Genomic DNA, 25,409 nt, shown 5'->3' with positions numbered 1-25,409 from the left:
TCGACGCTAGTCGCTCCCACGCGGACTGAAGGTCCGCGGGAATACAACTGGCGTCTCACGATCTATCAGGCAGTATCCCAACGCCGGTCGATTCGAGTCTCCTGCTACGTAGCCAACCTCTTTCAGGAAACCCGCAGCGAGCATCCGGGTACGAAAGCCACTTTTGTCGACAGGCCGATCGAGAACAACTTCATACACCCGCTGTAGTTGCGGCAATGTGAATGGCTCCGGCAACAGAAACGCGGGCAAAGACGTGTATTCGACCTTACTACGTAGCCGTTCAACGGCGGCCTGAAGAATCTCGTTGTGATCAAACGCGAGCCGCATTTTCCGAACGACCGCGTCTACATCGAACCATGCCACCTCCGCAGCATTCGCCCCTCTTGCCAGTTCCACATCCTGCGCAGCAATAAGCGCGAACCACACATGCGTCGCAGACCAGCCCCGCGGGTCTCGTGTCGCACTGCCCCAACTACCAAGTTGCTCCAGATACGGACTTTCCACACCCGTCTTTTCAAGCAGCTTGCGTCGCGCACAGTCCTCGAGCGTCGCATCAGCGATTACGTCGACGAACCCACCCGGCAACGCCCACCCCGCAGGAAACGGCTCATCCGCGTCCGACGGACGCTGCACGAGCAGCACCTTCAATGCGTTCTCGAGCACGGTAAAAATCACGACATCGACAGTGGTATACGGCTGCTGAAACGCAACCCCACTGGATTTACGCCGCGCGGTAACAGGTGCTTTGCTTGTCATGACAGCTCATCCAAACTTGACGACCTCAATTCTAGGTTGTATTGTACAACTCACACAAGTTGCACAGAACAACTCTGGAGAACGACCATGTTCGGGTTTCGATTCATCAAGTCACAGCCGACTGTTCACCTGATGCAGTTTCGCGGCGGCAAGCTGGTGCGCGAAGGAGCTGGGCAATCGTTTTTTTACTACGCGCCTGCGTCGACCCTGGTGTCGGTGCCGGTGGCGAGTCAGGACCGTCCGTTTATCCTCGAGCTGGTGACCGCGGACTTCCAGAGCGTCACCGTGCAAGGCCAGGCCACGTACCGCGTCAGCAATCCGCGCCGCACCGCTGCGATGATGGATTTTTCGCTGGGCAAAGACGGCCGGTCTTACGCGTCCGAAGATCCGAAGCGACTGGGGGACCGCGTGGCGATGCAGGTCGAGGTGATCGTGCAACAGGCCGTGCAAGCACTGGATCTGAAGGAAGCGCTGCGCTCGACGGCATCGATCGCCCGCACCGTGCAGAGCGGACTCGCGACCCAACCCGAAATTGAAGCGTTGGGACTGGAAATACTCGGCGTGTCGGTGATGGCGGTGAAGCCCACTCCGGACATCGCCCGAGCGCTCGAAGCCGAAGCACGCGAATCCAACCTCAAAGCCGCTGACGACGCGGTTTACCTTCGGCGCATGTCGGCCGTAGAAAACGAACGCGCGATCCGGCAGAACGAGCTGGACACCGATATCGCGGTTGAGCACAAGAAGCGCGAGATTCGCGAAACGCAGATGGCGGCCAAGGCCACCTTGATGCGCAAAGACAATGAACTGCGCGACGAGCAAATGGCCGCGGATATTGAACTCGAGGAAAAGCGGAAGGCGTTTGTGGCTGGGCAAGCGCATAACAGCCGGACGCTTGCTGAAGCGGAGGCGCATCGGGTCGCGGCGGTGATGCAGGCGCTGGATAAGGCTGATCCGCGCATCGTCAATGCACTTGCAGCGGCGGGAATGCAGCCGGGACAGTTGATCGCGCAGGCGTTTGGTGGGATTGCTGAGCGTGCGGAGCGCATCGGACAGTTGAATGTGTCGCCTGAGTTGCTGCAGGGGTTGATTGGTGCCGGGGCGGCGCAGGCGCGGGCGGCGTCATGAGTGAGCAGACACGGAAGGTCGTGCTGGTGACGCGTCGCACGCGGCTCGAAGACCTGATCGCGCGGCATCACACACTCGCACAGGCGAAGTTCTACATTGAGCATTTGGGTGCGGATTTCTCGGACTATCTCGCGGAACATGATGCGTACGCGCGTAGTCTGGAGTTGACGCTGGGTAAGCTTGAAGCGTGGGGACGGTATCAGATCGTCGATCGGAGTTATCTGCCGAATTTTATCTTTGCAGCCGACGATATTGTGGTGGCGCTGGGGCAAGATGGGCTGGTGGCGAACTCGATGAAATATCTCGATGGGCAGCCGCTGATTGGGTTGAATCCTGAGCCGGCGCGGTGGGATGGGGTGCTGTTGCCGTTTGAACCCAGTGCGCTCGGAGCTGTGTTATCGGACGTCATCCATGGGCGTCGCCCGGTGAAAGCCGTGACGATGGCGGAAGCCAAACTCTCCGATGGGCAAGTGATGCGGGCTGTCAATGATCTGTTCATCGGCCCGCGCACGCATGCTTCAGCACTCTATGAGATTGAAATCGGCGGGCGGCGCGAATTTCAATCGTCGTCGGGGATTATCGTTTCTACAGGGCTGGGGTCGACGGCCTGGTTGAAAAGCGTTGTATCGGGATCGATGGGTGTTGCACATGCGGTGCAGCAACGCGGTGAGACTTTCCAATATCAACCTCAAGCCTGGGATTGCCCTGAATTGACCTTCGCAGTGCGGGAGCCGTTTCCGAGCCGCGCTTCAAAGGCAGAGCTGGTTTTTGGGCATGTGGGCGCGCGCGAGCCTCTAAAGCTGCACTCGCGTATGCCGGAAAACGGCGTGATTTTTTCCGATGGGATGGAAGCGGACTATCTGCGGTTCACAGCCGGAATGGAGGCAACCGTGTCGGTTGCGGCGAGACAGGGGTGTCTTGTCATCTGATTCTGCTCTTTACGCGATTGAGAACCGGGTACTACACTCGTTTGGGCTAACACATAAACATCCGTGCGCAATCTGACAACTGCGTCCACCTGCCAGTTTCGTTAGCGGCCTACGCGACCGCTACGGTCGAGTTGAATGCCGTGCACCTTCGAAACCTGTCAGGCCGCCTTCTAACTAACAAGAGATGGGGGTGGTATGTATCAGATATCGGTCGTGAACCGTACCAGCAGTATTGCCGAACGCGAAATCCACCGGGTCGTCCGTGCAATCAACCGGCAGATTGCCGAAGACTTTGAGCCTTACTGGGCATTTGGCGGCAGGCTGCGTGTCGAAGGGCCAGCCGGCGAGGATGCGGACCTTGCGCAGTTGAGAGAACTACGCGGTGATGCGATTCTTTATATTCTCGACTCCGCGGCGTCGAACGACGTCCTCGGTTTCCACGACCGGAACCTGTCCGGCATCCCATATGGCTTCGTCTACCTCGACTTGTGCAAGACGCTGGGAGACGACTGGTCAACCACGTTGTCGCACGAGGCGCTCGAGTTGATTGGTGACCCCCAGTGCAATCTGTTGGTACAGGGCCCAGACCCGAATGATGCCGGACGCACGGTCTACCATTTCTTCGAGATGTGTGATGCCGTGCAGGCGCAGAGCTATGCCATCGATGGCGTCAATGTTTCCGATTTCGTGTTGCCCAACTATTTCACGCCCAGTGAAGAAGAAGGCGTTCGCAACGACTTCTGCGGGACCTGTCTCAAGTCTTTTGGTGTCAGCTCCGGCGGGTATATCGGCTACTTCGACCCGGCGAAGGGGCAATACAGCCAGTATTTTGCTCACGACGAACTTGCTCAACGACGACTGGCGGCAAAGGCCGGTGGACTCGGCCGGGTCATTCGCCGTAGCCAAATGGAGAGTGAGCCCGCGACAAGCAAATTGCGGATTGCCGAGCGCCTTGCTGCCGCCGCGCCTTTGAAGGGCAATGTACCGAGTACGATACCCGGCGACCCCATCCGCCATGTCGTCGTGCTGATGCTGGAGAACCGGTCGTTCGACCACATGCTGGGAGTACTTCGGCAATCTGATTCGAATATCGACGGTGTCGACCCAGACAATCCCGGCGTCAATATCGACAGTGCCAATGGAAAGACACCGCGCAAACAGACTCCGACTGCGGCGCCGTTTGTTGGAAAGGACTTCAAGGTACCGCACGAGTTTGCTAACGTCATCGCGCAAATTAAAGACAGCATGGCGCACTTCGTGGATGAGTTCCGACGTGTGAATCCGGACGCTCCTGATTCGGAAGCAGACCAGGTGATGGCGTACTTCAAGGATGGCGATTTGCCGGCGCTACATACGCTCGCAAAATCGTTCACTGTGTGCGACCGATGGTTTTCGTCAATGCCCGGGCCGACGTGGCCAAACCGTTTCTTCGTCCATAGTGGCACCAGCCTCGGTGATGTATTGATGCCCGAAGGCGCCATCGATACTGTCCGCATGTTTTTCGGCCGATACAGTCAGCGAACGCTGTACGACGAGCTCAACGACAAGGGCATTTCGTGGAGGATTTACCACGGCGGCATACCGCAATCCATCGTTCTCACCCACCTGAAGCGCCTTTACTTCACCGACAGCTTCCAGGGGATGGATACATTCTTTAGCGATTGCGCGGGAGCCGAGTCGGCCTTCCCGGCGTATGCATTCATCGAACCGCGCTACTTCGACGGGCTGCATGGTGCCGAGAATGACCAGCACTCGCCTGCGGGCGTGGAACCGGGTGAGCAGCTGATAACGGACGTCTACAACGCGATTCGTTCAAATCGGGAGTTGTGGGAATCTACGCTGCTTGTTGTTACCTACGATGAGCACGGCGGCTTCTATGACCATGTCGTGCCGCCAAAGACAGTCGCGCCTGACGAGCATATTGAAAACTATGCGTTCGATCAGTTGGGCGTACGGGTTCCCACTATTCTTGTTTCTCCGTGGGTGCGTAAAGGGGTGGACCATACGCAGTACGACCACACCAGCATCTTGCGCTACGTCTGCGAGAAGTGGGCGTTGCCTGCGATGTGCGTTCGCACAACGCCTGCTGCAGGCGCGTATCAGACGGGTACGTTTGCTTCGGCTATTTCAGAAGCAACGCTGCGTACAGATACGCCTGCGGCTATAGCGGCACCTGCACCAAAGGGATTGATGGCGCAGAAGGCTCAGCCAACGCCGTCAAGCTTCGACGATGCGCAGACTGCTCTCGTTTCCTATGCGGAGCTTGTACGACAGCAGCGGGAAGGAGAGATCGGAGGTGGAACATCGGCGCTTCATGCTTTTGCGATGAAGGGCAACGGAAAGACAGAGCCGGAGCCGGTAGTTGACCGTGCAAAATCAGTGGAGACATGGCTGGCCAACGAGAAAGGCGCCGCTTTGCCCGAGATTCCTGCGAAGCCGATTGCCATACCATCAAACGTGGACGCATCTGCGCCAGGCAAAAAGCCCAACGCTCCGCGCGCCGGTTCCGGACAGCCGCAACATGCGAAAGGACGAAAGCGTACGACGAAAGCGAACCGTTCGTGAGGACGAATTGTTTGGTTGTGAATGTTTGGACGGCAACGCGAGAAGTCGTAGGATGGTCGACCACGGGACTGATATTCAGCCGCCGGCAGCTGTCCGGCGCTACTTTGGGAGCTGCGGGCCACTGCGAGCGCGTAGTATCCGCAATTTTGGCTATCGTTAATGGACCTTTGGATTCAACCCTGCGCACAGTGCGCTGACCTGTACGGGAAATCGTCGGCGGAGCTTCCGCACAAGGACCTGAGGCCTGGCGGCGCAGGCGCGGCAAAAGATGCGCGAGTTGAAGGACACTACACGTGCGTTCGGTGCCGCGGGGTGTTTGCGCGCATTGTCGCCGGGCCGCCGACGCGTCAGATCTGGATGCTGCTGAATGCCGGCCAGCACTAGCGCCCCAAACAACTACACGCTGAAAGGCCGACATATAGGGCCACACCGATTCTCGCATCGCGTTGATGAATCCGGTCGCGTATATCCCCCGTATACGCAGTCAGGGACCGCGCAATCAAGCGTGGTCACTCAGGGGGAGCACAGCATGAAAACACCCAATGGCGAGTTACCGACCTTCACGGAGCACGGCCATCACAACATCATGGTGATGGATGTCGATAATGTGCTGATGCCAGGGTAGCCATGGAGTGCGTACTGTCAAAAGCTTAGCCCGCCTGCGGCGCTGTCATTTCTGGCGTCGAGCCGCGACTGAGCCACATGCTTCAAATCTGGACGCAGCATCTCGCTGCTCTGTTCAGACGCGAGCAACTGCTTGCGCTTCGCCGCTACGCGACCAGTGACCCTTGAGCGGCATATGAGATTTCGGCGCTGCAAATGCGCGCCGACATCATCGGAGAAAAGATCATGGAACAACATTCGAAAATGAGCGCTCTGTTTGCGCGTATTGCTGTCGCTTCGCTCTGCGCATGCGCTGCGAGCTTTGCGTACGCCGGCGGTAATGGCAATGGTGGAAACGGCAGCGGTGGTGCGCATGGTGCTGCAACCGCTGGGATGACTTATCACAGCGAGCCTGTGTCGAGTCCCTGGAATCGTGTTTCGGGTGATATGAGTCGGAGCGCGGATACTGGGAGTGGGATGAGCAGCATGTCTGCGCCGCGGCCGGACGACAGTGGGATGGCGACGAAGCCTGCTCAGTAAGGCCTTTCGCGGCGCCGGGCACGAGGCCTTTCGAGTTGTGACGGATCGGGGTAAAGGAGCCTGGGAAGATCGGCTAAAGGGGCCGCTTGGAGTGGTGCGGAAACGCTGCTTCGAATGAGGCTAAGCACCTTGGCTTTTGGGCCCGTTTTTCAATGTCTGAACTGGGTGGGTCCGGCGTGATCCAGGTGACCCGCCCCTCCTGAAATCTATACGTGGCGCAAGACTTGAAATATAAAGCTGGTTCGCTATAGGAGTCTTTAACTCTTTTCAAGCACGACTAGCTTTATCTACGTATAAGGCATCCAATGAAAAGAGCTCTCTTTATGGCGAGAAAAAAGAGTTGCTTGCAATGAGCCGAGTCTGCTGCGCCGGCTTACCGACTATGCGAAAGGAAGTCCGCTATCGGCAGGTTTCGCTTAATGACCCGCAGCTGGCTGACTTTTTTGCCTATGCCACGGGCATGAACTGACCCACAACAGCGTCAACTTCCTCGAGGGGGTCACTCAACCGTTCGGAAAGTTACTCTGGGAAACAGTCATCAACAATTTACGCGCACTGCATTCATAGCCAGATTGGCAACCAATGCACGCCGCTTTTGCCGCAGAAGTAAAAAATACGGTCTTGCAGAGCGACGCGGTAAATCATGGATGTTTGACAGCCTTATGGCAGCCTGTTATTTTCGGCGCCGTTCATTCGACAATTCAAAGTCAAAGCAGATTGCCCGTTCTCTTAAAGAATTTTCGGGAAATTTGTTATGCATAACAGCTATTTCCACATCCGGGGATTAGATCGTGGGCTTGTCAGCATTGCAGCGCGTATTCACCGGTGCCCTGCCCTCGCAGGACAGCCGACCTTTCCGGCTGTTTTGGCGCAGCTCCGAGAAAGAACTCGCCGGGCTGCTGCTGATTCAGCGCATCGATATCAGGGAAGAACTGTGCGGTGGGATCGAAGGCCATCTTTCGTGCATCTCGACCAGTACTGGTTTGCCGTTAGAAACATTCCTCGGTCAGCCGGTAACCGTGCAACTTGTGACCGACCAGGGAGAGCTGCATTCCATTTGCGCTATCGTTACCGATGCGCATGAGGGCGAGTCGGACGGATCGCTCGCCACATATCAGCTGGTAATGCGCGACGCGTTGTCGATTATGGAAAAGCGCGTCAACACGCGAATCTTCCGTACAAAAAACGTCATCGATATTATTCAGACGCTCGTGAGTGAATGGCGGCGTAAAAGCGCAACGCTTGGTGCGACATTCGATCTGGACGTGTCAAGTCTTAGTGCTTCCAGATATCCAGCGCGCGAACAGACAGTGCAGTTTGACGAATCGGATGCCGACTTTGTCCGGCGCCTTTGTCGTCGCGAAGGAATTGCGTGGTTCGTGCGCGCCGGCAGTAGTCAGAATGGCACCGATGTCGCGACGCAGCCTTTTCACACGCTTGTGTTGTTAGACGACGTGATCAAGCTCAAACAGGCGGACGCAGGGAAGGTTCCTTACCATGCCGACGCGACCATAGGCGAGCGTGACTCGATCACGTTGTTGTCGTTCGGTCGGCAGATGGTACCCGGCTCGATCCGGCGCGCGAGCTGGGATCTCAAGCCGAGCCGGATCGATAAAGTGCAGGGGCCAACGCGTGTCGACCAGGGCGCCACCGGCAATGACCTCGCCAGGATGCTAACGGATGCCCGGCTCGACTCTCCGCATATGGGCGACTCGTGGGCTGACTATGAGCGCATTGGCATTGCGCGGGTGATGTCACACGGCGCGCGCTCGGCAAGCGTCGACGGCGCAAGTGGCGTGCGCAATCTGGCCGTCGGCTACTGGATCTCGGTGTCCGGGCATCCCGAACTGGACCAGTTGCCAGAGCAGCAGCGCCGCGTCGTGATCACATCGCTTCGTCACACGGGTGAAAACAACCTGCCCAAAGACCTGAACGAGCGCGCGCAGTCTCTCTTCACGGCAAGTCGCTGGCTGTCGGATACGCCTCCGGTGTCGGTCAGCACCCACGAACGCCCAACAGCATTCGACGGGTCATCGCAAAGCCGCTATGAAAATACTTTCAGCGGTGTGCCCCAAGGCACGCCGCTTACTCCGACCTACGATCCGCGTGTCGATCTGCCACGCGTGTACCCCATCATCGGGAAGGTCGTCGCCAGTCAAAACGAAGAGGTGACTTGCGATCAGTACGGTCGCATCAATGTGCAGATCCAGGGACTTGATGAAGCGGATCACGAGCATGCCAAGGGCGCCGGCACGAACGGCACGCCAGCCGATAGCGCATTGGTGCGAGTACTGTCGAGTTGGGCCGGCAGCAACTTCGGGCAGCACGTGGTCCCACGTGCCGGCATGGAGGTGCTGCTGGACTGCCTCGGTGGAGATCCCGACAGGATGTACGTGGCGGGCGTGTTCGCCAACGGGACCAACATGCCGGCAACATTCAGCCGCACGGGCGCGTTGCCCGGCAACCGTTATCTGTCTGGGATGCGGTCGAAGGAAATCAAGGGCCAACGATACAACCAGCTCAGACTCGACGACACGCCGTCGCAGATCAGTGCGCAGCTGGCAAGCGAACACGGCTTCTCCGAGTTGAATCTGGGGTACATGACCCAGCCGCGCGATAACGGCCAGGGCGCGAATCGCGGAGAAGGTGCGGAACTGCGTACCGACGCTGCCGCGGCGTTGCGGGCCGCACAGGGCATCCTGCTGACGACCTATGCGCGCACGCAGGCAAGCGGCGGTCAGCTCGATCGCGACGAACTGGTTCAACTGCTCGGTGAGTGCGCGGAGCTCTTCAAATCGCTGGGCGATTACGCTGGCCAGCACGGTGGACAGCCGACGGACACGACTGGCCAGCAAGCCGTCGCCTCGGCCTTCAAGGGCTGGAAACCCGGCGAGGGTCAGACGGGAACGAGTGGCAGCGCCGCGGCAGGCTCACAGGCGCTTATGGCATTTGGCGCGCAGGCCGGATCAGTGAACCTGACGCCCAAGACACATGTCACCTACGCCGGCGAGAACATCGACCAGGTCGCGCAGCAGCATCTCCAGTTGATGAGCGGGCAACGCCTGAATGCAACCGCTGGACAGGGCATGCAATTGTTTGCACGAGGCAAGGGCATTCAGGCAATAGCAGGCGAAGGTCCTGTCACCATCCAGTCCCAGGCTGACGCTCTAACTGCGAGTGCGCAAAAGGGCATTCTGATCAGCAGTAGCGAGAATGAAGTGGTCGTCACTGGTCCTACGATCCGATTCGTTGCGGAAGACGGTAGCTATATCAAGATCGGTGGCGGAGTAACGCTTGGGACCAACGGAGACATCAACCTGCTTTCGGCCTCTCACAAATGGGGCGGTCCGTCGACTGAAAGCGCGCCGAAGACGGCATTTAACGGTAAGCCGACCGATCAACGTTTCCGCTTGCACTTTACTGGTGATAAGGCGGATGCGCCGCTACCGGCTGCGAATCAGGCGTATCGCATTACGACTGCCGACGGACAGATCATCGAAGGTGTCACCGACGCGAATGGACTCACGCAAACCGTGAAGGACGAGGGGATGAAAATTCTCAAAGTAGATATTTTGCAGCCGGACCTGTAGGCGGGAAAGACCATGACAGATAGCACGGCAAACAATAACGTGATCGGCTCCGGTGCGGGCGTGACGCTGCCCGACCGTACTATTAATCGCAACGTCGCACGCCCAAACGATCTCCCGGGAATAGTGATATTTTCACATGGCGTGAATGATCCGGGTGCGAACTATGAAACGGTCGAGGACGGCCTGTGTCAGGGACTTAATGATCGACTGGATCGTACGGACATGTTGAAGGGCGTCTACGGCGCCGAATACAAAGCGGTGATAGCTGCCAAGGCAAAGGGAAAGAGCGGTAGCCAGATCGACTCGATTGCCAACGACCCAGATACTTACCTCTATGCGCGAGACGGCTCGGCCGCGCATTCGGTCTTCATCCCGTTCTATTGGGGCTACCGGGCGTCCGGCAAGGACATCCTCAAGGACAAGTCCGGGAATCCGGTGAAGCTGCGTAGCCAATATCAGGACGTCCGGGGCAATCGTCTCGACGCGCACTTTGCCAAGGCTGGGGGCATGTTTAACAACGCGACGGTGAGCCTGCCAGACATGTACGGTCCTGGGTGGAAGTCGACTTTCGCGAGTCGCCGGGCAATGGACGTCGGGATGAGCAACTACCAATATTCCGGCACGAGTCCACCAAGGCTCTACCAGGTAATGGCTGCGCAACGGATGGCCATGCTGATTTCGACAATCCGTGCCGTAGCGCCCGACGAAACGATAACGGTCATGGCGCACAGCCAGGGGACCATGATCACCCTGCTTGCACAGGCGATGTTGCACGACCAGGGCAAGCGATATGCCGATTGCATCATTCTTGTCGACAGCCCGTATTCATTCAATGAGGACCACTGGTTGGCGAATAGCGTCGTGCAGTCGCATGCACCCATCCAGACGGTCCAGGCAAAGCTGCAAACACTCGTGAACATCGTAACCGAGTGCACCAAAACACCGTACCAGGTACCCGCCCTCAGCGAGCTCGTGTACACGAACCCAAAGTCAGGCGGCCGCGCCGGACATAACTGGACCGCCAAGGCTGGCAAGCGCCAGGACTTGCACGGGAAGCCGATCACGTTCGACGAGCGCGACAATCGGGGCCGCGTCTACCTGTATTTCTGTCCATCGGATACGACCGTGGGACTAATAACGGTACGCGGCATCGGAAAGTTTGGTATTCCCGATACCCTCGATGCCAAAGATTATTTCTGGGACGGAAATCACACGCGCCCCCAGAGTGCGACCAATACATATCCCGCTATGAACGCGCTCGAGAAGGTTAACTTCCGGCAACGCGCATGGCAGGAGGTGAAAGGTACGGCCACTCCGCCTCTCGTGGGAACGAAGCCTCAGGTGACCTCCATTTCCGACTTTGGGAAGCGAAACATCAATGGCGATGAACTCAAACCGGCTTTTCCTCCGAGAATGCATGGAGGCGAAGCGGTAGTCGGAGACGGCAAGGAGGCGCCAGATGCAGTGAGTCAGGATCTCGCGCTGGGCAATTCTCATGCTTCGTTCCTATGGAAGCCGATCGCTTCCACAGGTGATTCGACGACTGACAGCCTTAAGGCTCAATTCAATGCCGGGAAGAGCCCGGACGACCAGACAAATGACGTCCAGTTCCAGGGCCAAGGCTTCGGGAGCATGAGCGCCTGGCGCGAGGAAACAGCCAACGAAGCGCGAGCACGCATGTCACAGAACCCTCAGTCATTGGACAAGAACGATCCTTCAGAGGTGCTATCTTCGAATTCGTACCATTCCGCTATTCTTCGCGATCCTTGGAACCAGCGTTGGGGAACATCCATGGACGTCGCCATTGGGCAAGCAAAGACACTGGATAGCAAGGATTGGAATGCCCTGTGGACCGCGATTGCGGATTGGAAAACGCCGATCGAGAAGCTACAGTCCTTGCCTAAATTCCATAATTTGAAGAGTTTGAAAGACGCATATGACCTCGTCGTGCAGACATGCGACTACTATAAGACCGGAACTCTTCCTCCGTCGGTGGTATCGGCCAGTCAGCCAGGCCTCCTGGTTAGCGAAACGACAGAGCAACGAGCCAACCCGGAGAGACCCGTCACTCCCCCGATGAACTGGAATTTCAATGGATTGTCGCGATGAATGCTTTCGAAAGCCAGAAACGCATTCTTGCGATTGCCAGCCTAGTCATCGCGACCGTGGCTATTTTGTATGCAACGGGTCCGCGTGTCCTTCCTACCTTCGGGGATCAACCCACAATGACATCGGTAGTTAAACTCTTTCTGGCAGTCGCGGCGCTCGTCGGCGTTGCCATGTTCGCCTGGCTTTGGGGGGGCAAGCGTTCCGCTACGGCCGCCCCCACCACGTCGGCGCCAGCACAGCAGATTGCGGTGGCATCGATGGATTGCGGCAAGCCCGTGAGTCGATTGCAGGTACGCGGCGTTGGCATCACAGTGAACGATCTGACCGGCGTTGAAATCCTCCAAGGTTTTGCCGCAAAGGCACAAACGCATGCGTCCATACTTTCCACCAACGCCTCGGACTACCCGTCGACCTGGACTAACAGAACCGCCTTGTCTTCGATGCGCAATGGGCTTGCGTTCAAGCTTGGGGCAGGGCCGGCAGTCGACTACACTCCATTGCCGGTTCTGGTTTATGCCCCGCCAAAGCATCCGGAAAATGAGATTGGAGCGGCGTTCACGATTGCCGGCGCGCGACAGCAGGGCAGTTTGCCGTTTCACCTGTTCATGACGCAGCATGCGGTCAACGGTCCAGGTCCGAGTCTCGAAGAAGTGTTCAAGTTCTTTGATGCCAATCCCGATGCCCCGGCGGCGATTGTTTTTGTCTCGGACGGCATGGTGACCCGGAAGTTGCTCGAAAAGCCCGGCTCTGGATTGATCGCAGACAGCCCCGCGGTGCCCGCCGTATTCGACAGCAATGTTGCGCTTCTGGTCACGTGCCCGGACCGGGTGGACCGCCTGAGGCCGTTTGCGGTCACTGAGCCGGCAAGCGTCGATACGCGGGAAGTTCAGTACGATGCCGTCAAGCTATGGAATTTCTACTGGGACGACACCGATGCGTTCGACAAGCACTACGGTACGGAGGCAGCGGCGCGGGGAATGAGTGAGTTCATTACACCGGGCACGATGACCGTTGACTGGTGGCGCTCGCGAGTCCCGGATCTCTGGAAACAGACTCAGAACAAAGGGCCGGGCGAATATCACCCGAACGTTTGGGCGCCTGTGCGGTGGACTGCCTGGCAGTTCAAGGAATACGATCAATCGCCGGTCGTGGGCTACCTACAAAGGCCCGTGCAGGTGCACCTGACGGACGACCACGGTGAGCCTTTGCGAGAGTCGTTGCAAGCGGCTGCATTCAAGGATGGCTGGCAACACCTGATCAGAGCGACGGGTTCAGCGACTCAGCCATCCCGCGTTTTCTTCGACACAACCGGAAACCGGCAGTCGGTGATCCCCCTCACACAAGCTCTAGGCACGGAGCCTGATGCTCCGTCCACGGGGGATGTCAAGGAGGGTTACGACATTGGCTATCGCCTCGGTAACACCGGAATCACTTCAGGCGTCGTGCAGATTGCTCTTTCGCTGATGGCCGGGTACAAGGACGGGAAGGCGAGTGCGGCGGTGATCCGGGATGCAAGGGGCAATGCGGAAATGGTTTTGGTAACGCCACCGGACGATGTGGACAAGAGCCGCAATGCTGCGGCCGATCAGAAACCGTTCAATTGACGATGAGTGAAGCTTTGGACAATCCGGCCACGAAAGAAGGCGACACCGTCGCCAAAAGCCCTGGTAAGCCCTTCTGGGGGAGATTCGCGGGACTCGCAGTACTCGGCGGCTTGCTGGCAATAGTCGCTATCGCGGGCGGGTCGACAATCTATTGTCAGAGCCTCCCTACAGCGGTGTTCTGGACGATTCTCGCAAGCTTTTGGCTCCCTGTCGCTGGACTTATTCACGAGCCGGACGTTGTTCTCTGGCCGCTCGCAGCCTACCTCGTGGTTGTCTATGCGATCGCCCGATATACGCGGCTGCGCCCTACTCTTTTGAATTTCACCATTGCTGCCGTTGCGACTTATGCGCTGAGTGCCGCGATCGACTGGGGACTGGGGTGGACGAACGGAGTTTGCACCCTTGCATGAACCCATTCGAATACAAATGACTGATATTTCAGAAGAGGCGCAGTCTCATGATCGCGCAGCAGCACAGAACGAAGCGCGCACCACTTCCATGTGGGGAAGATTTCTCCTGCTCGTGGTAGCAGGTACGGTCATCGCGGGTTTTGCGTTTCTCGGCTACTCGAGTCTCTACTGCCGCGATTTTGCAGGAGCAGTGATATGGACCATTCTCATTGGCGTTGGCGGCGTCGGCATTGCGGCAGTCGAGACACCCGAGCTGTTCTGGAGCGCGCTCCTTGCGTACATAGCAGTGGCTTTCATCGTTTGTCGATATACCGCGTTTCGTCTTGCATGGCTACGATTCGCGATCGGAATCGTCGCGGGTTACATGGTGGCCGCCGTGATCACGTGGATTTTCGTGTCCCCGCACTCGTGCAACTTTGCCTGAGCGGCGCTTTTGTTTGCCAGGGTGTGTCTCGCAGTAAGTGAATGTAGACAGGGGCCGGTCACGTCACGTGACGGCCAGAGGGATCGTTCATGCGCGGCGTAATTCGTATAGGCGACTCCACCAGCCACGGTGGAAAGGTTGTGACGGGGCAGGACAAATCCGTTGTTATGGGCCGCGCTGTTGCATGCGTGGGTGATAAATGTACTTGCCCGAAGTCGGGCCACAACAATTGCGTGATTATCGAGGGGGACGACAAGGTACAGATAAATGGCCGAGCGGTCGCATTCCACGGTCATAAGACCTCGTGTGGCGCGACTTTAATTGCGAGCTCGACGACGTCGGGCCGCTCTTAACGCCAGATAAAAAACGAGCCCCACCGAAACCGTCAAAGACGACGTACAACGTTATCTCAGCCTCTCTCGTCAGCGCCAGGTTGACAACGGGCTGGCGCCGTCCGTTCAAGTTTTAGCTGCCATTGCCGATATTCAGAGTGCTGTCTTTGCATTCAATCGGAAAAACAACATGCGCACTCTAGTTTCATTGGTCGCGGCGGTTTCCGCGTTGATCATCCTTCCTGGATGCTCCACCACTCAAAACGTCACCGCGGGGCCTCAAGCGAAAGGCTCGCCGATGACCACGGCATGCTTCACCGCACACGGCGGCAGATCTGCGGACATGGACGCAGCAATCCAACGCAACCTCGAGAACCACGGCGTGTCGGTGACACTGGCGCCCGCATGCGACAAAGCCGACATGAATGTGAGCTATACCGACAGTTGGTTCTGGGACGTTGTCATGTATCTGCGCTCGATGGACATTCGTTTCTACAAGGCGCCAAGCGGTGGTCTTATCGCATCTGGGCATTGGAAAAACTCCGTCCTACACCAGTTTCCAAACGCCGACGGCGTCGTCCAGGATTTGATGGACGACATGTTCAAGCAAACCGGTGAACCTGGCGTAGTCAGGACTAAAGCGGCCTCGAACTAACCCACTGCTGGCACGCATCAACCTGAACGGATTCACATCCTCCCCCAACGCTCACTCGCCAAGCGGACAAGGCTTCCAGATCATTTGTAGACGATCTCCCCAAGAAACCCAATCTCCGCTAGTGCGAACACGAGTTGCTTTGCTGACGGCACGTCCATGGTGATAACGGTCGCCTCGCTTAACGCGAGACAACGATCAACGACGCGCTTCGCATCTGCAAGACCGAGACGCGAATGCTGGCGAATCAACTCGATTGCCCGGACTTTGTTTGCGCCTGCTGACCACCCGGTAAGCCTTATCTGCGGTTGTTCACTTGCGTTCGGATTTCCGCATGCGCGGTACGCGTCGATGGATTCAGCAATGGGTCTTTGGTAACTGATAAAAACCGCCTGTCCGTCCTGCCGGCTAACGAACAACGGTGCGTTTCCAGTCAAACTATGCTGAATATCACCGGTTTCGAGGAAACGCGACGACTGATAGAAGAACACCCAACCGACATCGAACTCCCGGGTTGCATCGCAAATGATCGCTGTGTCATTTGCGGCACATGAGGAGGAAATGATTTGCTGCGCCCGCTGTGCTGCCTGTTCAAGTGTCCAAGTCATATCGATGTCGATCTCGCATCGCGTCTCTCCCACAACAGCGGCAGCAACTCGCCTGAATCGAGCCGCGCCTCGTCTTGCCCGATCTCGCCAGGCAGCGCATGCCACGGAATTGCGGGGCTGCGATGGTGCTGCACATGCAGATTGATGTGATACGGCCACAGCAGCAAGCGTCCGAGGCAACCCACGCGCCATGAATAGGTCCAGTCGGCCCAGCCCGGCGTTTCAAAAGGGCCGCCGCTATGCTCAGCCATACTGCGGATCTTCTGGATCATCACCGAAAGCGTGAGCAGAGGCCCGAACCACAGCAGCGCGACGATCGCGAGCGTATGCGCCGAACAGATGGAGACCAGTGTCGCGACAATCGCAATCCAGACCGCCGATGCGGCAAAAAACGGCATCCTTAAGCGCACCGGTTGCGGATTCGAGCGCCGATAGGCTGCCATGTTGCGGACCATATTCAGCACCAGCAGATCACCGAGCAGTTGCCGCGCGAGTGCGAACGCGTCGAGCGGCCGGAACTGCCAAGGCTGTGCGTAATAAAGAAACTGGCGCTCAGGGTCGCGCGGCGTGCCAACCTCGCGGTGATGGGCCAGATGCAGCGGGCGATAGAACTCGACCGGCACGAGACCGGGTACGCCGATCGCGGTATTGATCAGGAAGTCGTTGGCACGGCGGCGACGCGTCAGTTGGTAATGCGTCGCGTCGTGATAGAGGATAAAAAGCGCATTCTGCCGCGTCGCAATCACGAGCGCGGCGAGCGCATACAGGTAACCATCACCGCTTACGACGGCAAGCCGCAACGTGATGACAACGACGCCCCATTCGGTGAGCAGCGCACTCATGGTCCGCAGATCCACATCAAGCCGCAGCAGCAGAAGTGTGGCCGCCGACGCGATCAGTCCCACCGCGATTCCGTAGCCGACGTCCGCTACCATGTGCTGTCCGGTCGTCAACACTGTCACGGCTAGCAGCCCGCTCCAGGCGCCGAACATCGCACTAATGCGCTTACGAAAACCGGCAAGCACCACCGCGATCGCAACGGGCAGCGCAACATGCCCGCTCGGCGACGCGGCCAGCGGCGAATCGATCCGGTACAGCCAGGCGAGCCAAGCATCGACTGCGTCGGGCCGTACGACCTCAGTCGGATGAAACAGATGGCAGAACAGGCAGACGACGGCGGCGAGCGCACCCGCGAAAAACGCCGGCAGCAGCCACGTGCGGTTGTGCCCCACGGCGACAAGCACCGGCATCACAAGCAGATAGCTGAGGTAGAGGGGCACGGTGAACGACCAGTGCGGGATCGCGCCGTCGAGCGTGCCGTGCCCTATCTGCTCAACGGGGCCGAGTGGAAAATGAGTAACGAAACCGTAGAACAGCCCTGTGGCAGCCAGGTAGATCGCGAGCAGGAGCCAGGGCCGGGACAGCAGCACAACGTTAGCGTCGGGACGAGGTGAGGCAAGTACCATGTTCGGGGCCAAGCGCGAGCGAGCGGCTATGATAACAAGCTGTTCAAAGCGGGAGAGACATGCGATGGATCTGCGCGCCAGTGTCGTCGAGCGTGCGGCTTTGTGTTCCGACGAAGTCGAGCGGATGTTTTCGCTCTACGCAGCCTCGTATCGCGACACGGCTCCCGCGCGCTTTCTTGACGATCTCCGCGACAAGACGCATTGCATTGTCCTGCGCGACGGCAACGGGACGATCCAGGGATTCTCGACACTCAAGCTTTACGAGACGCGCTGGCGCGACAGGCTGGTCCGCGTGATGTTTTCGGGCGACACGATTATCGACCCCACGCACTGGGGCACGCAGCAACTGGCTTTCGCGTGGATTCGCCATGCGGGCGAGGTTCGGCGCGCCGCGCCCGCAGTGCCGCTCTACTGGTTTCTGATCTGTAAGGGGCATCGCACCTATCGTTATCTCGGCGCGTTCGCCCGCCATTACCTGCCGCGCGCCGACGCTCCGGCAGATGGGAGCAATTCGGCCGACGCTGCCGCGCAGGATCTGCTCGACCATCTCGCGACCGAGCGTTATGGCCGCGCCTACGATCGTGCGGCAGGCATCCTGTCCTTCGATGTGCCACAAGGGAGGCTCGCGCCCGAACTTGTGAGCGTACCCGACGCGCACCGCCGTATCGGCGACGTCGCGTATTTTCTGCAGCGCAACCCCGGTTACGCGCGCGGCGACGAACTCGTCTGCCTCTGCGAATTGTCGGCGGCGAACCTGCGGCCGCTCGCGCGGCGGTTATTCGATGGCGCTTGAACAGCAACGGCCCATGAAAATCCGCCAGGCGCTGCCCGACGACAATCCGCGCATCCTCGACTTTCAGGCACGTCACGCGATGCGGGGAAGCCTGCCGATGCGCTTCGATCGCGCGCCCGACTATTTCGCGCTGCATCGTTGCCACGGCCCGTCCCATGAAGTCTGGTGCGCCGAGGACGAAAAAGGCACCTTGAAGGGGATCGCGAGCCTGGTCCTGCGCGATGGTTACCTCGATGGCGCAGCGCGGCCGGTGGCCTACCTTGGTGATTTGCGCCTGATGCCGGACCGGCACCTGTCGCGCGAATGGATGAGCGTGGTGCGCGATCGCCTGGCCGCGCTGCGAAGCGAAGCTGGCGTCGAACACGCGTACTGCTGCATGATTCGCGACAACCGGCTGGCCGTGCAATCGCTGGTGCAATCGCGGCGCACGAGCCGCCTACGCTTCGCGCATTGGCGCGGTTACGAGAACGTCTCCGTCTATGCGCGGCGTGGCCTGCGAGATTCAAACCGGGTACCCGCCGGAGTGCGCATCGTCGAGGCACAGCCGCATCATGCCGATGCGCTGCGAGCGTTCCTCGATGCGCAATCGCGTCAACAACCATTCGGCTGCGTGTTCTCTGAACAGGAGTTCGCCCGCCGCCTCGACACCTGGCCCGCGTTCGGCATCGGATCGTTCCTGTTGGCGTTCGACGCGCGCAACAGGCTTGTTGGGTGCGTCGCGCCTTGGGATGCTTCCGCGATCAAGCGCATCGTGCTCGAACGCCTGCCGCTGTCGCTACGTGCCGTGCGCGCCGTGTTCAATGGGCTCGCGCCGCTGCTGCACAGGCCGCGCATCGCGGCGCCCGGCGAGCCGCTGGGTGATGTGTACCTCACGCATCTGCAAGTTCGTGAGCGCGAGCCGTCGATCTTTGCGGCGTTGATCGACGCTGCCTGGCGCCGCCTGCGCCAGCAACATGCGCTGATGCAGCTGTGCCTGTACGACGGCGATCCGCTTTGGGCCGCGATGGGGCATTACCGTCATGCGAGCACCCCTATGGATCTGTACACCCTGCCGACCGGGGATGCAGAAGTTGCAGTGTCAGCCGATCCCATTCCCGGCTTCGAGATCTATCTGGTCTGAGGTCCGCGGGTTTCACCACGCGTTATGTGTAATAGATCGGCAAGCGCGAGCCAGAAACGACCTACGTCGAAACCGAGGCCTCCGATCACGGGCTGGCCATGATCGAGTCGCGGCAGACAAATTTGCGGATGGCCCGGCAGCACCTGGTGCTCGAGGTAGAACTGGCCGTCGTGCGCGCAGCCGGGGCGAAAGCCATTCAGCTTCGCGTGATGCGAATCGAAGCGCGTCGACGCAGTAATCGACCAGCTGACCGCATGCACGAGATGAAGGTCGTCAGGAATCTCGGCCAGCATCGCGCCGACACGCGGGTCGCGCCGGCTGCTGATGTCGCGTGTGCCGCCGGCCGCCCAGCGCGAGCTCAGCAACCGGCGCGCGATACGTTCCGTCACCGATGCGCTCACCACCGGCCCGGATTTGCCCACAGACTCACCAAAGATCGCATCGATGATCGTCGACGGGCCCACAGGCGGCTGCACCAGCGCGATACCCTTGCAACGCGCACGTAACGCCGGATCACCGATCAAGGCGGCCAGCGTATCGATGCCCCCCTTACTGTGCGTAAGCGCGACGAAGTCTCCCGATATCGGCAAGCGCGCACGCAGAAACGCGGCGATATGCGCGCCCTGGTCGAACACGTCGCGTGCTGAACGTACCGGCACCGTTAGCACCGGATAACCCGCCGCGCATAAGGTCTGGCGCGCGGCGCGATGGCAGCCAGGTAACCATTCCGAATAGAGTCCCGCGATCAAGACGATCGTCGTGGTGACAGGCAAACGCGCCGTGTTGCGTATCCAGCTTTCGATGAAGCGCGACGTCAGGTCGAGGCTGGCTTCCTGCGGGCGGAAAGGCGTTGTAGGGTAGAACGTCCGCCAGTCGTTGAAACCGTCAGGCGCCCACTCGCCCGGCATCAACGCGTCGGTTCCGCGACGTCCTGACCGACCGCGGCGATCATCCGAAGGTCGATGTGACGATGCGTGACGTGCGGCGTGAGGAAAGGGATCAGGCATCGCGCAGGATACGTTTCCGGTCGTTTGTGCATCTGATGTATTCTCCGGGCAATTCAACTCGATTTCGAGTCATGAGCCTACCAACCGCCCCTGCCGACGCGGCGCAGACCCGACGCTACGATCGGGCGAACCTGCTGATCTGCGCGTTGCAGACCTGCGCCTGGGCAGGCACGCTGACGTGGCTTTCGCACACCGATGCGGGTTCGATCAAGTGGCTCGCGCTGGTACCGTTCTGTCTCGTGATGCAGGGCGTGTTCTCGATGATGCACGAGTGTTTCCACGGTTCGGCGCATCGTCGGCCGGGCGTGAATTATACGATGATGGTCTGGGCCTCTACGATGTTCGGCGCCGCCGCGACGCTGATCCACGTGAACCATCTCGGCCACCATGTCCGCAATCGCACCCGTGCCGAGCGTGCCGACTTCGCGCTGCCCGAGGAGTCGCTGGCCCGCAAGTGCGTCGAGTACTACCTCGCGATTCTCGGTGGCATCTGGCTGGGCGCGTGCCTCGGCAGCATCTTGCTTGCGTTGCTGCCCGCCTCGGTCACGGAACGTTGGTCGATGCACGGCGGCAACAACACCTATGCCAGCGCATTCGGCGAATTCAGCGCCGCCGATTTCCGGCGCATCCGCTATGAGACGCTGGGCGGCATCATCGTCTGGCTTGCGCTGGCTTGGCTGCTCGGCTGGTCGCCGATGGTCTTGCTGATCAGCTACGTGGCGTTTGCGTTCTTGTGGTCGTCGCTGCAATGGGTCTACCACATGCGTACGCCGCTCGACGTGGTCGAAGGGACCTATAACCTGCGTGCACCTCGGCCGGTGCGGTGGCTGTTTCTCAACTTCAACTACAACCTCACGCATCACCGGCACCCTGCGTTGCGTTGGCAGCAGATGCATGCGGCGTCGGAGCCGCGCGAGACACGGCCGCTCTGGTACGGCTGGCTCGGTATCTTCCTTCCGCCCCGCCGACTGCCCGACGATCTCTCGCAACTCGACAAGACCTACTTTTGATGAACGCCACGACCTTCGAGCCGTCCGATGCGTGGGGCATGTTCGTCCGCGCGGCGCAGCCCGACGTCGAACGCTGGCAGGCAGCACTCGACGAGCCGGGCACGGTGCAGGCGCGCAGGCTCGCACAATTGATCGAAGCTGGCCGCGATACCGCGTTCGGGCGGCAACACGGCTTCGCGGAGATACGGTCTGTCGACCAGTTTCGTGAGCGCTTGCCGATCCGCGACACGGCTGCGTTCTTGCCTTGGCTCGAACGCGCAGCGCAGGACCCGGAGCCGGTGCTCACGCGCGAGCGGCCGGCGTTCTTCGAGCGCACGAGCGGCAGCACAGCACGCAGCAAACTGATTCCCTATACGCCTGCGTTCCTGCGCGAACTGCAGGCGGCGATGATCGTCTGGCTCGCCGGCATGGCTCGCGAGTATCCGGACATCATGACAGGCCGTGCGTACTGGTCGATGTCGCCTGCGTTGCAGAGTCCAGGCACGACGCCGAACGGCATTGCAATCGGCTCGGCTAGCGATCTCGATTATCTCGGCGACAGCAGCGCGGCGGCGCTCTCAGCCACGTTGCTGGTGCCGCAGCTCGACGGCGACGCCACCACCTGGCGGCGGCAGACGCTACGCACGCTGGCGGCCGATGAGACGCTGGCGATGCTTAGCGTCTGGAGCCCCACGTTCCTGACGAGCCTGCTGCGCCCGTTGTTTTCGCCGGAAGAACCGGACAGCACGCGTGATCTCGAATGGATCGAGGCAAACCTGCCGGCTCCGCGCGCGGCGGCGTTGCGGCAAGCGATCTCGTGCGGTCGGTGCGACACGTTGTGGCCGCGGCTGGCAGCAGTGAGTAGCTGGATGGACGGCCCTAGCCGTGTCTATGCCGAATCGCTGCGCACGCGGTTCGCGGCGTCCGTGCAGTGGCTGCCGAAAGGGCTGCTCGCCACCGAGGGCGTCGTCAGCATTCCGTTCGGCGAAGGCGACGGCTGTCCGCTCGCGATCGGCAGCCACTATCTCGAGTTCGTGTTCGACGATGGCCGTGTCTGCAATGTCTCAGGCCTCGCGCCTGGCGATGAGGCGACCGTGCTGCTGACAACGGGCGCCGGTCTTTATCGTTACGCGCTTGGCGATCGAGTACGCGTAACGCGGTTCATAGGGCGCACGCCGTGCATTGCCTTCATGGGCCGCGCGGGCGCGAGTTGTGACCTGGTCGGCGAGAAACTCGACGAGCGCATGGTGAGCGATGCGCTCGCTCCCGTGTTCGCGAGCGGGGCGAGTGCCTGCCTCGTTCCCGATGCGCACGCGGATGTCCCGCAATACGTGATGCTGCTGGCGGGTGTGCCGCGAGAAAACGCGGAAATGCTGCGCGTCACCATCGAAACACGGCTCGAGCAGATTTTTCACTATGCGCATGCGCGCCGCATCGGTCAGTTGGGTCCGCTGCGTGTGCGCTGGCTGTCGAATGCGCCGGCGCAACTCGGCGACTTGCTGCAGCATGCGGCGGAGCGCTCTGGCATTCGTGCTGGCGACGTCAAGCCAAGCCCGCTTGTCAATCGGCTATCGCTGGCCGAACTTGTGCTCGGCACGAGCGAATGGTGGCAGCATGAATAAGCGGACGATCGCCTTGATACCCGAAGCGGAGCAGACAGACGGAGTAGCGCCAGCTTCCGGGCCAGCTGACGGCTGTCGTCACGAGCACTACACGAGCGCGCACGGGCAAACCGACGGCCTGCACGAACAATGGTTTGTCGTTTGCGCCGAGTCTGAACTGCGTCGCGACAAGCCGCTGCGTGCGAAAGTGCTCGGCATCGGCATCGTCGTGTTCCGTGACCGCGACGGCAACGTGGCCGCGCTGATCGACCAGTGCGTGCATCGTGGCACGCGGTTGTCGGCCGGCAAAGTCGACGACGGACAACTCGTCTGCCCATATCACGGCTGGTGCTACGACGGCAGTGGGCAGGTCGTGCGGGTGCCGAGCATCGACGGCACGCGACCGCTCGCGGCACCGCGCGACTATCCGTTTCGACAACGCGCGCTGCCGGTGCAGGTGCTCGACGGCCTCGTCTGGGCTTACCTTGGAAACGGCGATGCGGCGGCGCAAGCGATCTTCCGGATGCCGCTGCGCGATACCACGCCGTGGCAGTCGTATTACATGATCAACACGTTCGACGGCGACATCGGCATGCTCGCGCAGAATTTCATGGACGTGCCGCATACGGTGTTCGTGCACGATGGCATCTTCCGCAGCAATCGCGGCAAGCCGATGGACGCCACCGTGACCACACGTCCCGATAGCGTGCTAGTCACCTATCACGATGGCGACGACCGCATCGGCTTCTGTCTCGACTGGCTGACCAATCCCGACCGCGTGCCGCTCGCACATACCGACCGCTTCATCGCGCCGAACGTGACACGTTGTGAGTATCGATGGGGCGAACGTTCCGGCTTCCTGATCGTCAGCCAGATCACGCCGATCGATGCGCGCAGCTCGCGCGTTTATACCTACATCGCCTATCGCTTCCGGTTGCCGCGCTGGCTGCTGCGGGCGCTGCGGCCGTTGTTGCGCCTCTACACGCATCTGGTGATCCAGCAAGACGTGCGGATCATGCGCGCGCACCGCGAGGGGCTCGACAACGCGCCCGATTTCCGGCCGCACAACGTACGTGCGGATGCCGTGCACCGGTCGATTGACCGTCTGCTCGATGCGGTGAAACGCGGCGAAACCCTGGCCGACGAACATTGCGGCGAGAAGCCCATGCGCTTCGAGTTGTGAAGGGAAGGTGCTGATGTGTGTCAGCGGTGCAGTGGTACCGCCTCGGCTAGCGTCTGCGCTAGCAGATGACGATGCACTGCTGGTAGATGCTCGAGCGCCAGCGCCGGATACGCGTGATGGACCTGATGGAAGCCGATATTGCGCGGATACAGCACTAGCTTGCCTATCCAGCCCAGCGTGAGCGTACGCGTCATGCGCCAGACCGTTTCGGGCGAACGATCGGGGATCGTCTCGTGCTCGTGTTCCTGAAGCACGCGGTTCGCGTTCATGATGCCGCCGAGGATCCACGGCAATCCGTAGTAGCTGAAGAACGGTAGATTCCAATGGGTGATCGCCGCGATCATGAGCACATACGCCGCGCAATGCGGCAGGTCACGTTTCGCGCAGGCGATCACTTCGGGATGTTGACGCAGGTCGTTACGCGAACGGTCCTGCATGAAGCCGCGTGCGTAGAGAGGCCGATAGGCGGGAAAAAGCAGCGCGAACGGAGAAGTCAGCGCGCGCAAGGGCCACCAGATCGGGAGCAATGCGCCGCGCAACATCATCGCGCGGCGAATCCAGCCGCCGCGAGCGGCGAGTCGGTGCAGGTAGGGGTCTTGGGCTGTACCGACGGCGCGGTGATGGCGCAGGTGGTGATAACGCATCGCTGCGATCGAAGAGCCGATTGGCCAGCCGGCTAGTGCGTCGACGAGTGCGAGTGGCGACGTCATGCGACGCGTTGGCAGATGGCAGGCATCGTGCAGAATTACGCCCAGTGACTGCAGCCGCCCGGCTATCAGCACGATGCCGATTGCGTGGATCAGCAGGCTCGGTGCTGATGCCATTACGAACCAGCAGGCGAAAATGCCGAGCCAGTCGATGCAGGCATAACGCACTAGCCGCCATGGGCGCGCGCTGCCGATGAATGGAAGCATTCGGGCGAGCTCGGCGGGTGTCGGGAGCGTGGTGATGGGCATTGACAGGTGCGTGCGTTGATCGGCGGTGGGAAGCCGCGGTTCGCTGA

The 25,409-nt window shown here is 59.9% G+C and carries 21 protein-coding genes; 15 read left to right on the top strand and 6 right to left on the bottom strand.

Annotation, left to right across the window (positions count from 1 at the left end; genetic code table 11):
- Positions 1-6: 6 nt before the first annotated feature.
- Positions 7-756 (bottom strand): NUDIX hydrolase, encoded by a 750-nt coding sequence (locus ACYVNQ_RS01650; protein ID WP_460900394.1) that lies wholly within the window; start codon positions 754-756, stop codon positions 7-9.
- A gap of 87 nt (positions 757-843) precedes the next feature.
- On the opposite strand from ACYVNQ_RS01650, the gene ACYVNQ_RS01645 reads away from it, so the two are divergent.
- The 3 genes from ACYVNQ_RS01645 (at position 844) to ACYVNQ_RS01635 (ending at position 5,375) form a co-directional block, all read left to right on the top strand.
- Entirely contained in the window at positions 844-1,881 is a 1,038-nt protein-coding gene (locus ACYVNQ_RS01645) for an SPFH domain-containing protein (RefSeq protein ID WP_460900393.1), read from the top strand.
- Positions 1,878-2,810 carry a diacylglycerol kinase catalytic domain-containing protein gene (locus tag ACYVNQ_RS01640; protein WP_460900392.1) on the top strand — a complete coding sequence of 311 codons (933 nt, stop codon included), beginning with the start codon at positions 1,878-1,880 and terminating at the stop codon, positions 2,808-2,810. The genes ACYVNQ_RS01645 and ACYVNQ_RS01640 overlap by 4 nt, the downstream gene beginning before the upstream one ends.
- Before the next feature lie 195 nt (positions 2,811-3,005).
- Positions 3,006-5,375, top strand: a complete 2,370-nt coding sequence (locus tag ACYVNQ_RS01635; protein WP_460900391.1) for an alkaline phosphatase family protein — start codon at positions 3,006-3,008, stop codon at positions 5,373-5,375.
- Between the two features lie 642 nt (positions 5,376-6,017).
- On the opposite strand, the gene ACYVNQ_RS01630 is transcribed toward ACYVNQ_RS01635, so the two are convergent.
- Positions 6,018-6,353 (bottom strand): hypothetical protein, encoded by a 336-nt coding sequence (locus ACYVNQ_RS01630; RefSeq protein WP_460900390.1) that lies wholly within the window; start codon positions 6,351-6,353, stop codon positions 6,018-6,020.
- Positions 6,354-7,306: 953 nt separating this feature from the next.
- Here ACYVNQ_RS01630 and ACYVNQ_RS01625 point away from each other — a divergent pair.
- The 7 genes from ACYVNQ_RS01625 (at position 7,307) to ACYVNQ_RS01595 (ending at position 15,642) form a co-directional block, all read left to right on the top strand.
- The gene (locus ACYVNQ_RS01625; RefSeq protein ID WP_460900493.1) at positions 7,307-10,108 is read left to right on the top strand and encodes a type VI secretion system Vgr family protein; all 2,802 of its coding nucleotides are present in this window, start codon (positions 7,307-7,309) and stop codon (positions 10,106-10,108) included.
- Between the two features lie 12 nt (positions 10,109-10,120).
- Positions 10,121-12,217: a T6SS effector phospholipase Tle3 domain-containing protein gene (locus tag ACYVNQ_RS01620; protein ID WP_460900389.1), complete on the top strand. Its 2,097-nt coding sequence runs from the start codon at positions 10,121-10,123 to the stop codon at positions 12,215-12,217.
- Positions 12,214-13,821: a type VI lipase adapter Tla3 domain-containing protein gene (locus tag ACYVNQ_RS01615; protein WP_460900388.1), complete on the top strand. Its 1,608-nt coding sequence runs from the start codon at positions 12,214-12,216 to the stop codon at positions 13,819-13,821. Before ACYVNQ_RS01620 ends, ACYVNQ_RS01615 begins: the two co-directional genes overlap by 4 nt.
- Positions 13,822-13,823: 2 nt before the next feature.
- Positions 13,824-14,231, top strand: a complete 408-nt coding sequence (locus ACYVNQ_RS01610; protein ID WP_460900387.1) for a hypothetical protein — start codon at positions 13,824-13,826, stop codon at positions 14,229-14,231.
- A gap of 16 nt (positions 14,232-14,247) precedes the next feature.
- Positions 14,248-14,655: a hypothetical protein gene (locus ACYVNQ_RS01605; RefSeq protein WP_460900386.1), complete on the top strand. Its 408-nt coding sequence runs from the start codon at positions 14,248-14,250 to the stop codon at positions 14,653-14,655.
- A gap of 89 nt (positions 14,656-14,744) precedes the next feature.
- Positions 14,745-15,008: a PAAR domain-containing protein gene (locus tag ACYVNQ_RS01600; protein ID WP_460900385.1), complete on the top strand. Its 264-nt coding sequence runs from the start codon at positions 14,745-14,747 to the stop codon at positions 15,006-15,008.
- A gap of 169 nt (positions 15,009-15,177) precedes the next feature.
- A complete protein-coding gene (locus ACYVNQ_RS01595; protein WP_460900384.1) occupies positions 15,178-15,642 on the top strand; it encodes a hypothetical protein in 465 nt (154 codons plus the stop codon).
- 80 nt (positions 15,643-15,722) lie between these two features.
- Here the strand turns inward: ACYVNQ_RS01595 and ACYVNQ_RS01590 are convergent, their stop codons facing one another.
- Both ACYVNQ_RS01590 and ACYVNQ_RS01585 read right to left on the bottom strand, forming a co-directional pair.
- Positions 15,723-16,247 carry a YrhB domain-containing protein gene (locus ACYVNQ_RS01590; RefSeq protein ID WP_460900383.1) on the bottom strand — a complete coding sequence of 175 codons (525 nt, stop codon included), beginning with the start codon at positions 16,245-16,247 and terminating at the stop codon, positions 15,723-15,725.
- Positions 16,244-17,713: a fatty acid desaturase gene (locus ACYVNQ_RS01585; RefSeq protein ID WP_460900382.1), complete on the bottom strand. Its 1,470-nt coding sequence runs from the start codon at positions 17,711-17,713 to the stop codon at positions 16,244-16,246. The genes ACYVNQ_RS01590 and ACYVNQ_RS01585 overlap by 4 nt, the downstream gene beginning before the upstream one ends.
- A 64-nt stretch (positions 17,714-17,777) precedes the next feature.
- Between ACYVNQ_RS01585 and ACYVNQ_RS01580 the strand changes: the two genes are divergently transcribed.
- The gene (locus ACYVNQ_RS01580) at positions 17,778-18,506 is read left to right on the top strand and encodes a hypothetical protein (protein ID WP_460900381.1); all 729 of its coding nucleotides are present in this window, start codon (positions 17,778-17,780) and stop codon (positions 18,504-18,506) included.
- Complete coding sequence (locus ACYVNQ_RS01575) at positions 18,496-19,626, top strand: hypothetical protein (protein WP_460900380.1); 1,131 nt, start codon at positions 18,496-18,498, stop codon at positions 19,624-19,626. Before ACYVNQ_RS01580 ends, ACYVNQ_RS01575 begins: the two co-directional genes overlap by 11 nt.
- Here the strand turns inward: ACYVNQ_RS01575 and ACYVNQ_RS01570 are convergent.
- Complete coding sequence (locus ACYVNQ_RS01570) at positions 19,614-20,534, bottom strand: lipase family protein (protein WP_460900379.1); 921 nt, start codon at positions 20,532-20,534, stop codon at positions 19,614-19,616. The two genes, ACYVNQ_RS01575 and ACYVNQ_RS01570, sit on opposite strands and share 13 nt — an antisense overlap.
- Before the next feature lie 62 nt (positions 20,535-20,596).
- Between ACYVNQ_RS01570 and ACYVNQ_RS01565 the strand changes: the two genes are divergently transcribed.
- From ACYVNQ_RS01565 to ACYVNQ_RS01555, 3 genes are read left to right on the top strand one after another with little or no spacing between them, the layout of a single operon-like run.
- Positions 20,597-21,643: a fatty acid desaturase family protein gene (locus ACYVNQ_RS01565; RefSeq protein ID WP_460900378.1), complete on the top strand. Its 1,047-nt coding sequence runs from the start codon at positions 20,597-20,599 to the stop codon at positions 21,641-21,643.
- Entirely contained in the window at positions 21,643-23,244 is a 1,602-nt protein-coding gene (locus ACYVNQ_RS01560) for a GH3 family acyl-acid amido synthetase (RefSeq protein WP_460900377.1), read from the top strand. Before ACYVNQ_RS01565 ends, ACYVNQ_RS01560 begins: the two co-directional genes overlap by 1 nt.
- Positions 23,237-24,406, top strand: a complete 1,170-nt coding sequence (locus tag ACYVNQ_RS01555; protein WP_460900376.1) for a Rieske 2Fe-2S domain-containing protein — start codon at positions 23,237-23,239, stop codon at positions 24,404-24,406. Before ACYVNQ_RS01560 ends, ACYVNQ_RS01555 begins: the two co-directional genes overlap by 8 nt.
- 20 nt (positions 24,407-24,426) lie before the next feature.
- On the opposite strand, the gene ACYVNQ_RS01550 is transcribed toward ACYVNQ_RS01555, so the two are convergent.
- Positions 24,427-25,320, bottom strand: coding sequence for a fatty acid desaturase (locus ACYVNQ_RS01550; RefSeq protein ID WP_460900375.1), 894 nt, complete (start codon positions 25,318-25,320; stop codon positions 24,427-24,429).
- Positions 25,321-25,409 lie beyond the last annotated feature (89 nt).

The sequence above is a fragment of the Paraburkholderia jirisanensis genome (genome assembly GCF_054782355.1).
Note: the sequence above shows the minus strand (reverse complement) of the source record. Positions and strands in the feature narration are given on the sequence as shown.

Bases quoted from the DNA above. Each gene is read 5' to 3' on its own strand.
- ACYVNQ_RS01580 (WP_460900381.1), top strand. From the start codon at position 17,778: ATGGATCTGCGCGCCAGTGTCGTCGAGCGTGCGGCTTTGTGTTCCGAC.
- ACYVNQ_RS01555 (WP_460900376.1), top strand. From the start codon at position 23,237: ATGAATAAGCGGACGATCGCCTTGATACCCGAAGCGGAGCAGACAGAC.
- ACYVNQ_RS01585 (WP_460900382.1), bottom strand. From the start codon at position 17,713: ATGGTACTTGCCTCACCTCGTCCCGACGCTAACGTTGTGCTGCTGTCC.
- ACYVNQ_RS01630 (WP_460900390.1), bottom strand. From the start codon at position 6,353: ATGCGCACCACCGCTGCCGTTTCCACCATTGCCATTACCGCCGGCGTA.
- ACYVNQ_RS01620 (WP_460900389.1), top strand. From the start codon at position 10,121: ATGACAGATAGCACGGCAAACAATAACGTGATCGGCTCCGGTGCGGGC.
- ACYVNQ_RS01605 (WP_460900386.1), top strand. From the start codon at position 14,248: ATGACTGATATTTCAGAAGAGGCGCAGTCTCATGATCGCGCAGCAGCA.
- ACYVNQ_RS01575 (WP_460900380.1), top strand. From the start codon at position 18,496: ATGGCGCTTGAACAGCAACGGCCCATGAAAATCCGCCAGGCGCTGCCC.
- ACYVNQ_RS01595 (WP_460900384.1), top strand. From the start codon at position 15,178: ATGCGCACTCTAGTTTCATTGGTCGCGGCGGTTTCCGCGTTGATCATC.
- ACYVNQ_RS01635 (WP_460900391.1), top strand. From the start codon at position 3,006: ATGTATCAGATATCGGTCGTGAACCGTACCAGCAGTATTGCCGAACGC.
- ACYVNQ_RS01570 (WP_460900379.1), bottom strand. From the start codon at position 20,534: ATGCCGGGCGAGTGGGCGCCTGACGGTTTCAACGACTGGCGGACGTTC.
- ACYVNQ_RS01550 (WP_460900375.1), bottom strand. From the start codon at position 25,320: ATGCTTCCATTCATCGGCAGCGCGCGCCCATGGCGGCTAGTGCGTTAT.
- ACYVNQ_RS01610 (WP_460900387.1), top strand. From the start codon at position 13,824: ATGAGTGAAGCTTTGGACAATCCGGCCACGAAAGAAGGCGACACCGTC.
- ACYVNQ_RS01645 (WP_460900393.1), top strand. From the start codon at position 844: ATGTTCGGGTTTCGATTCATCAAGTCACAGCCGACTGTTCACCTGATG.
- ACYVNQ_RS01565 (WP_460900378.1), top strand. From the start codon at position 20,597: ATGCGTGACGTGCGGCGTGAGGAAAGGGATCAGGCATCGCGCAGGATA.
- ACYVNQ_RS01615 (WP_460900388.1), top strand. From the start codon at position 12,214: ATGAATGCTTTCGAAAGCCAGAAACGCATTCTTGCGATTGCCAGCCTA.
- ACYVNQ_RS01640 (WP_460900392.1), top strand. From the start codon at position 1,878: ATGAGTGAGCAGACACGGAAGGTCGTGCTGGTGACGCGTCGCACGCGG.
- ACYVNQ_RS01560 (WP_460900377.1), top strand. From the start codon at position 21,643: ATGAACGCCACGACCTTCGAGCCGTCCGATGCGTGGGGCATGTTCGTC.
- ACYVNQ_RS01650 (WP_460900394.1), bottom strand. From the start codon at position 756: ATGACAAGCAAAGCACCTGTTACCGCGCGGCGTAAATCCAGTGGGGTT.
- ACYVNQ_RS01590 (WP_460900383.1), bottom strand. From the start codon at position 16,247: ATGACTTGGACACTTGAACAGGCAGCACAGCGGGCGCAGCAAATCATT.
- ACYVNQ_RS01600 (WP_460900385.1), top strand. From the start codon at position 14,745: ATGCGCGGCGTAATTCGTATAGGCGACTCCACCAGCCACGGTGGAAAG.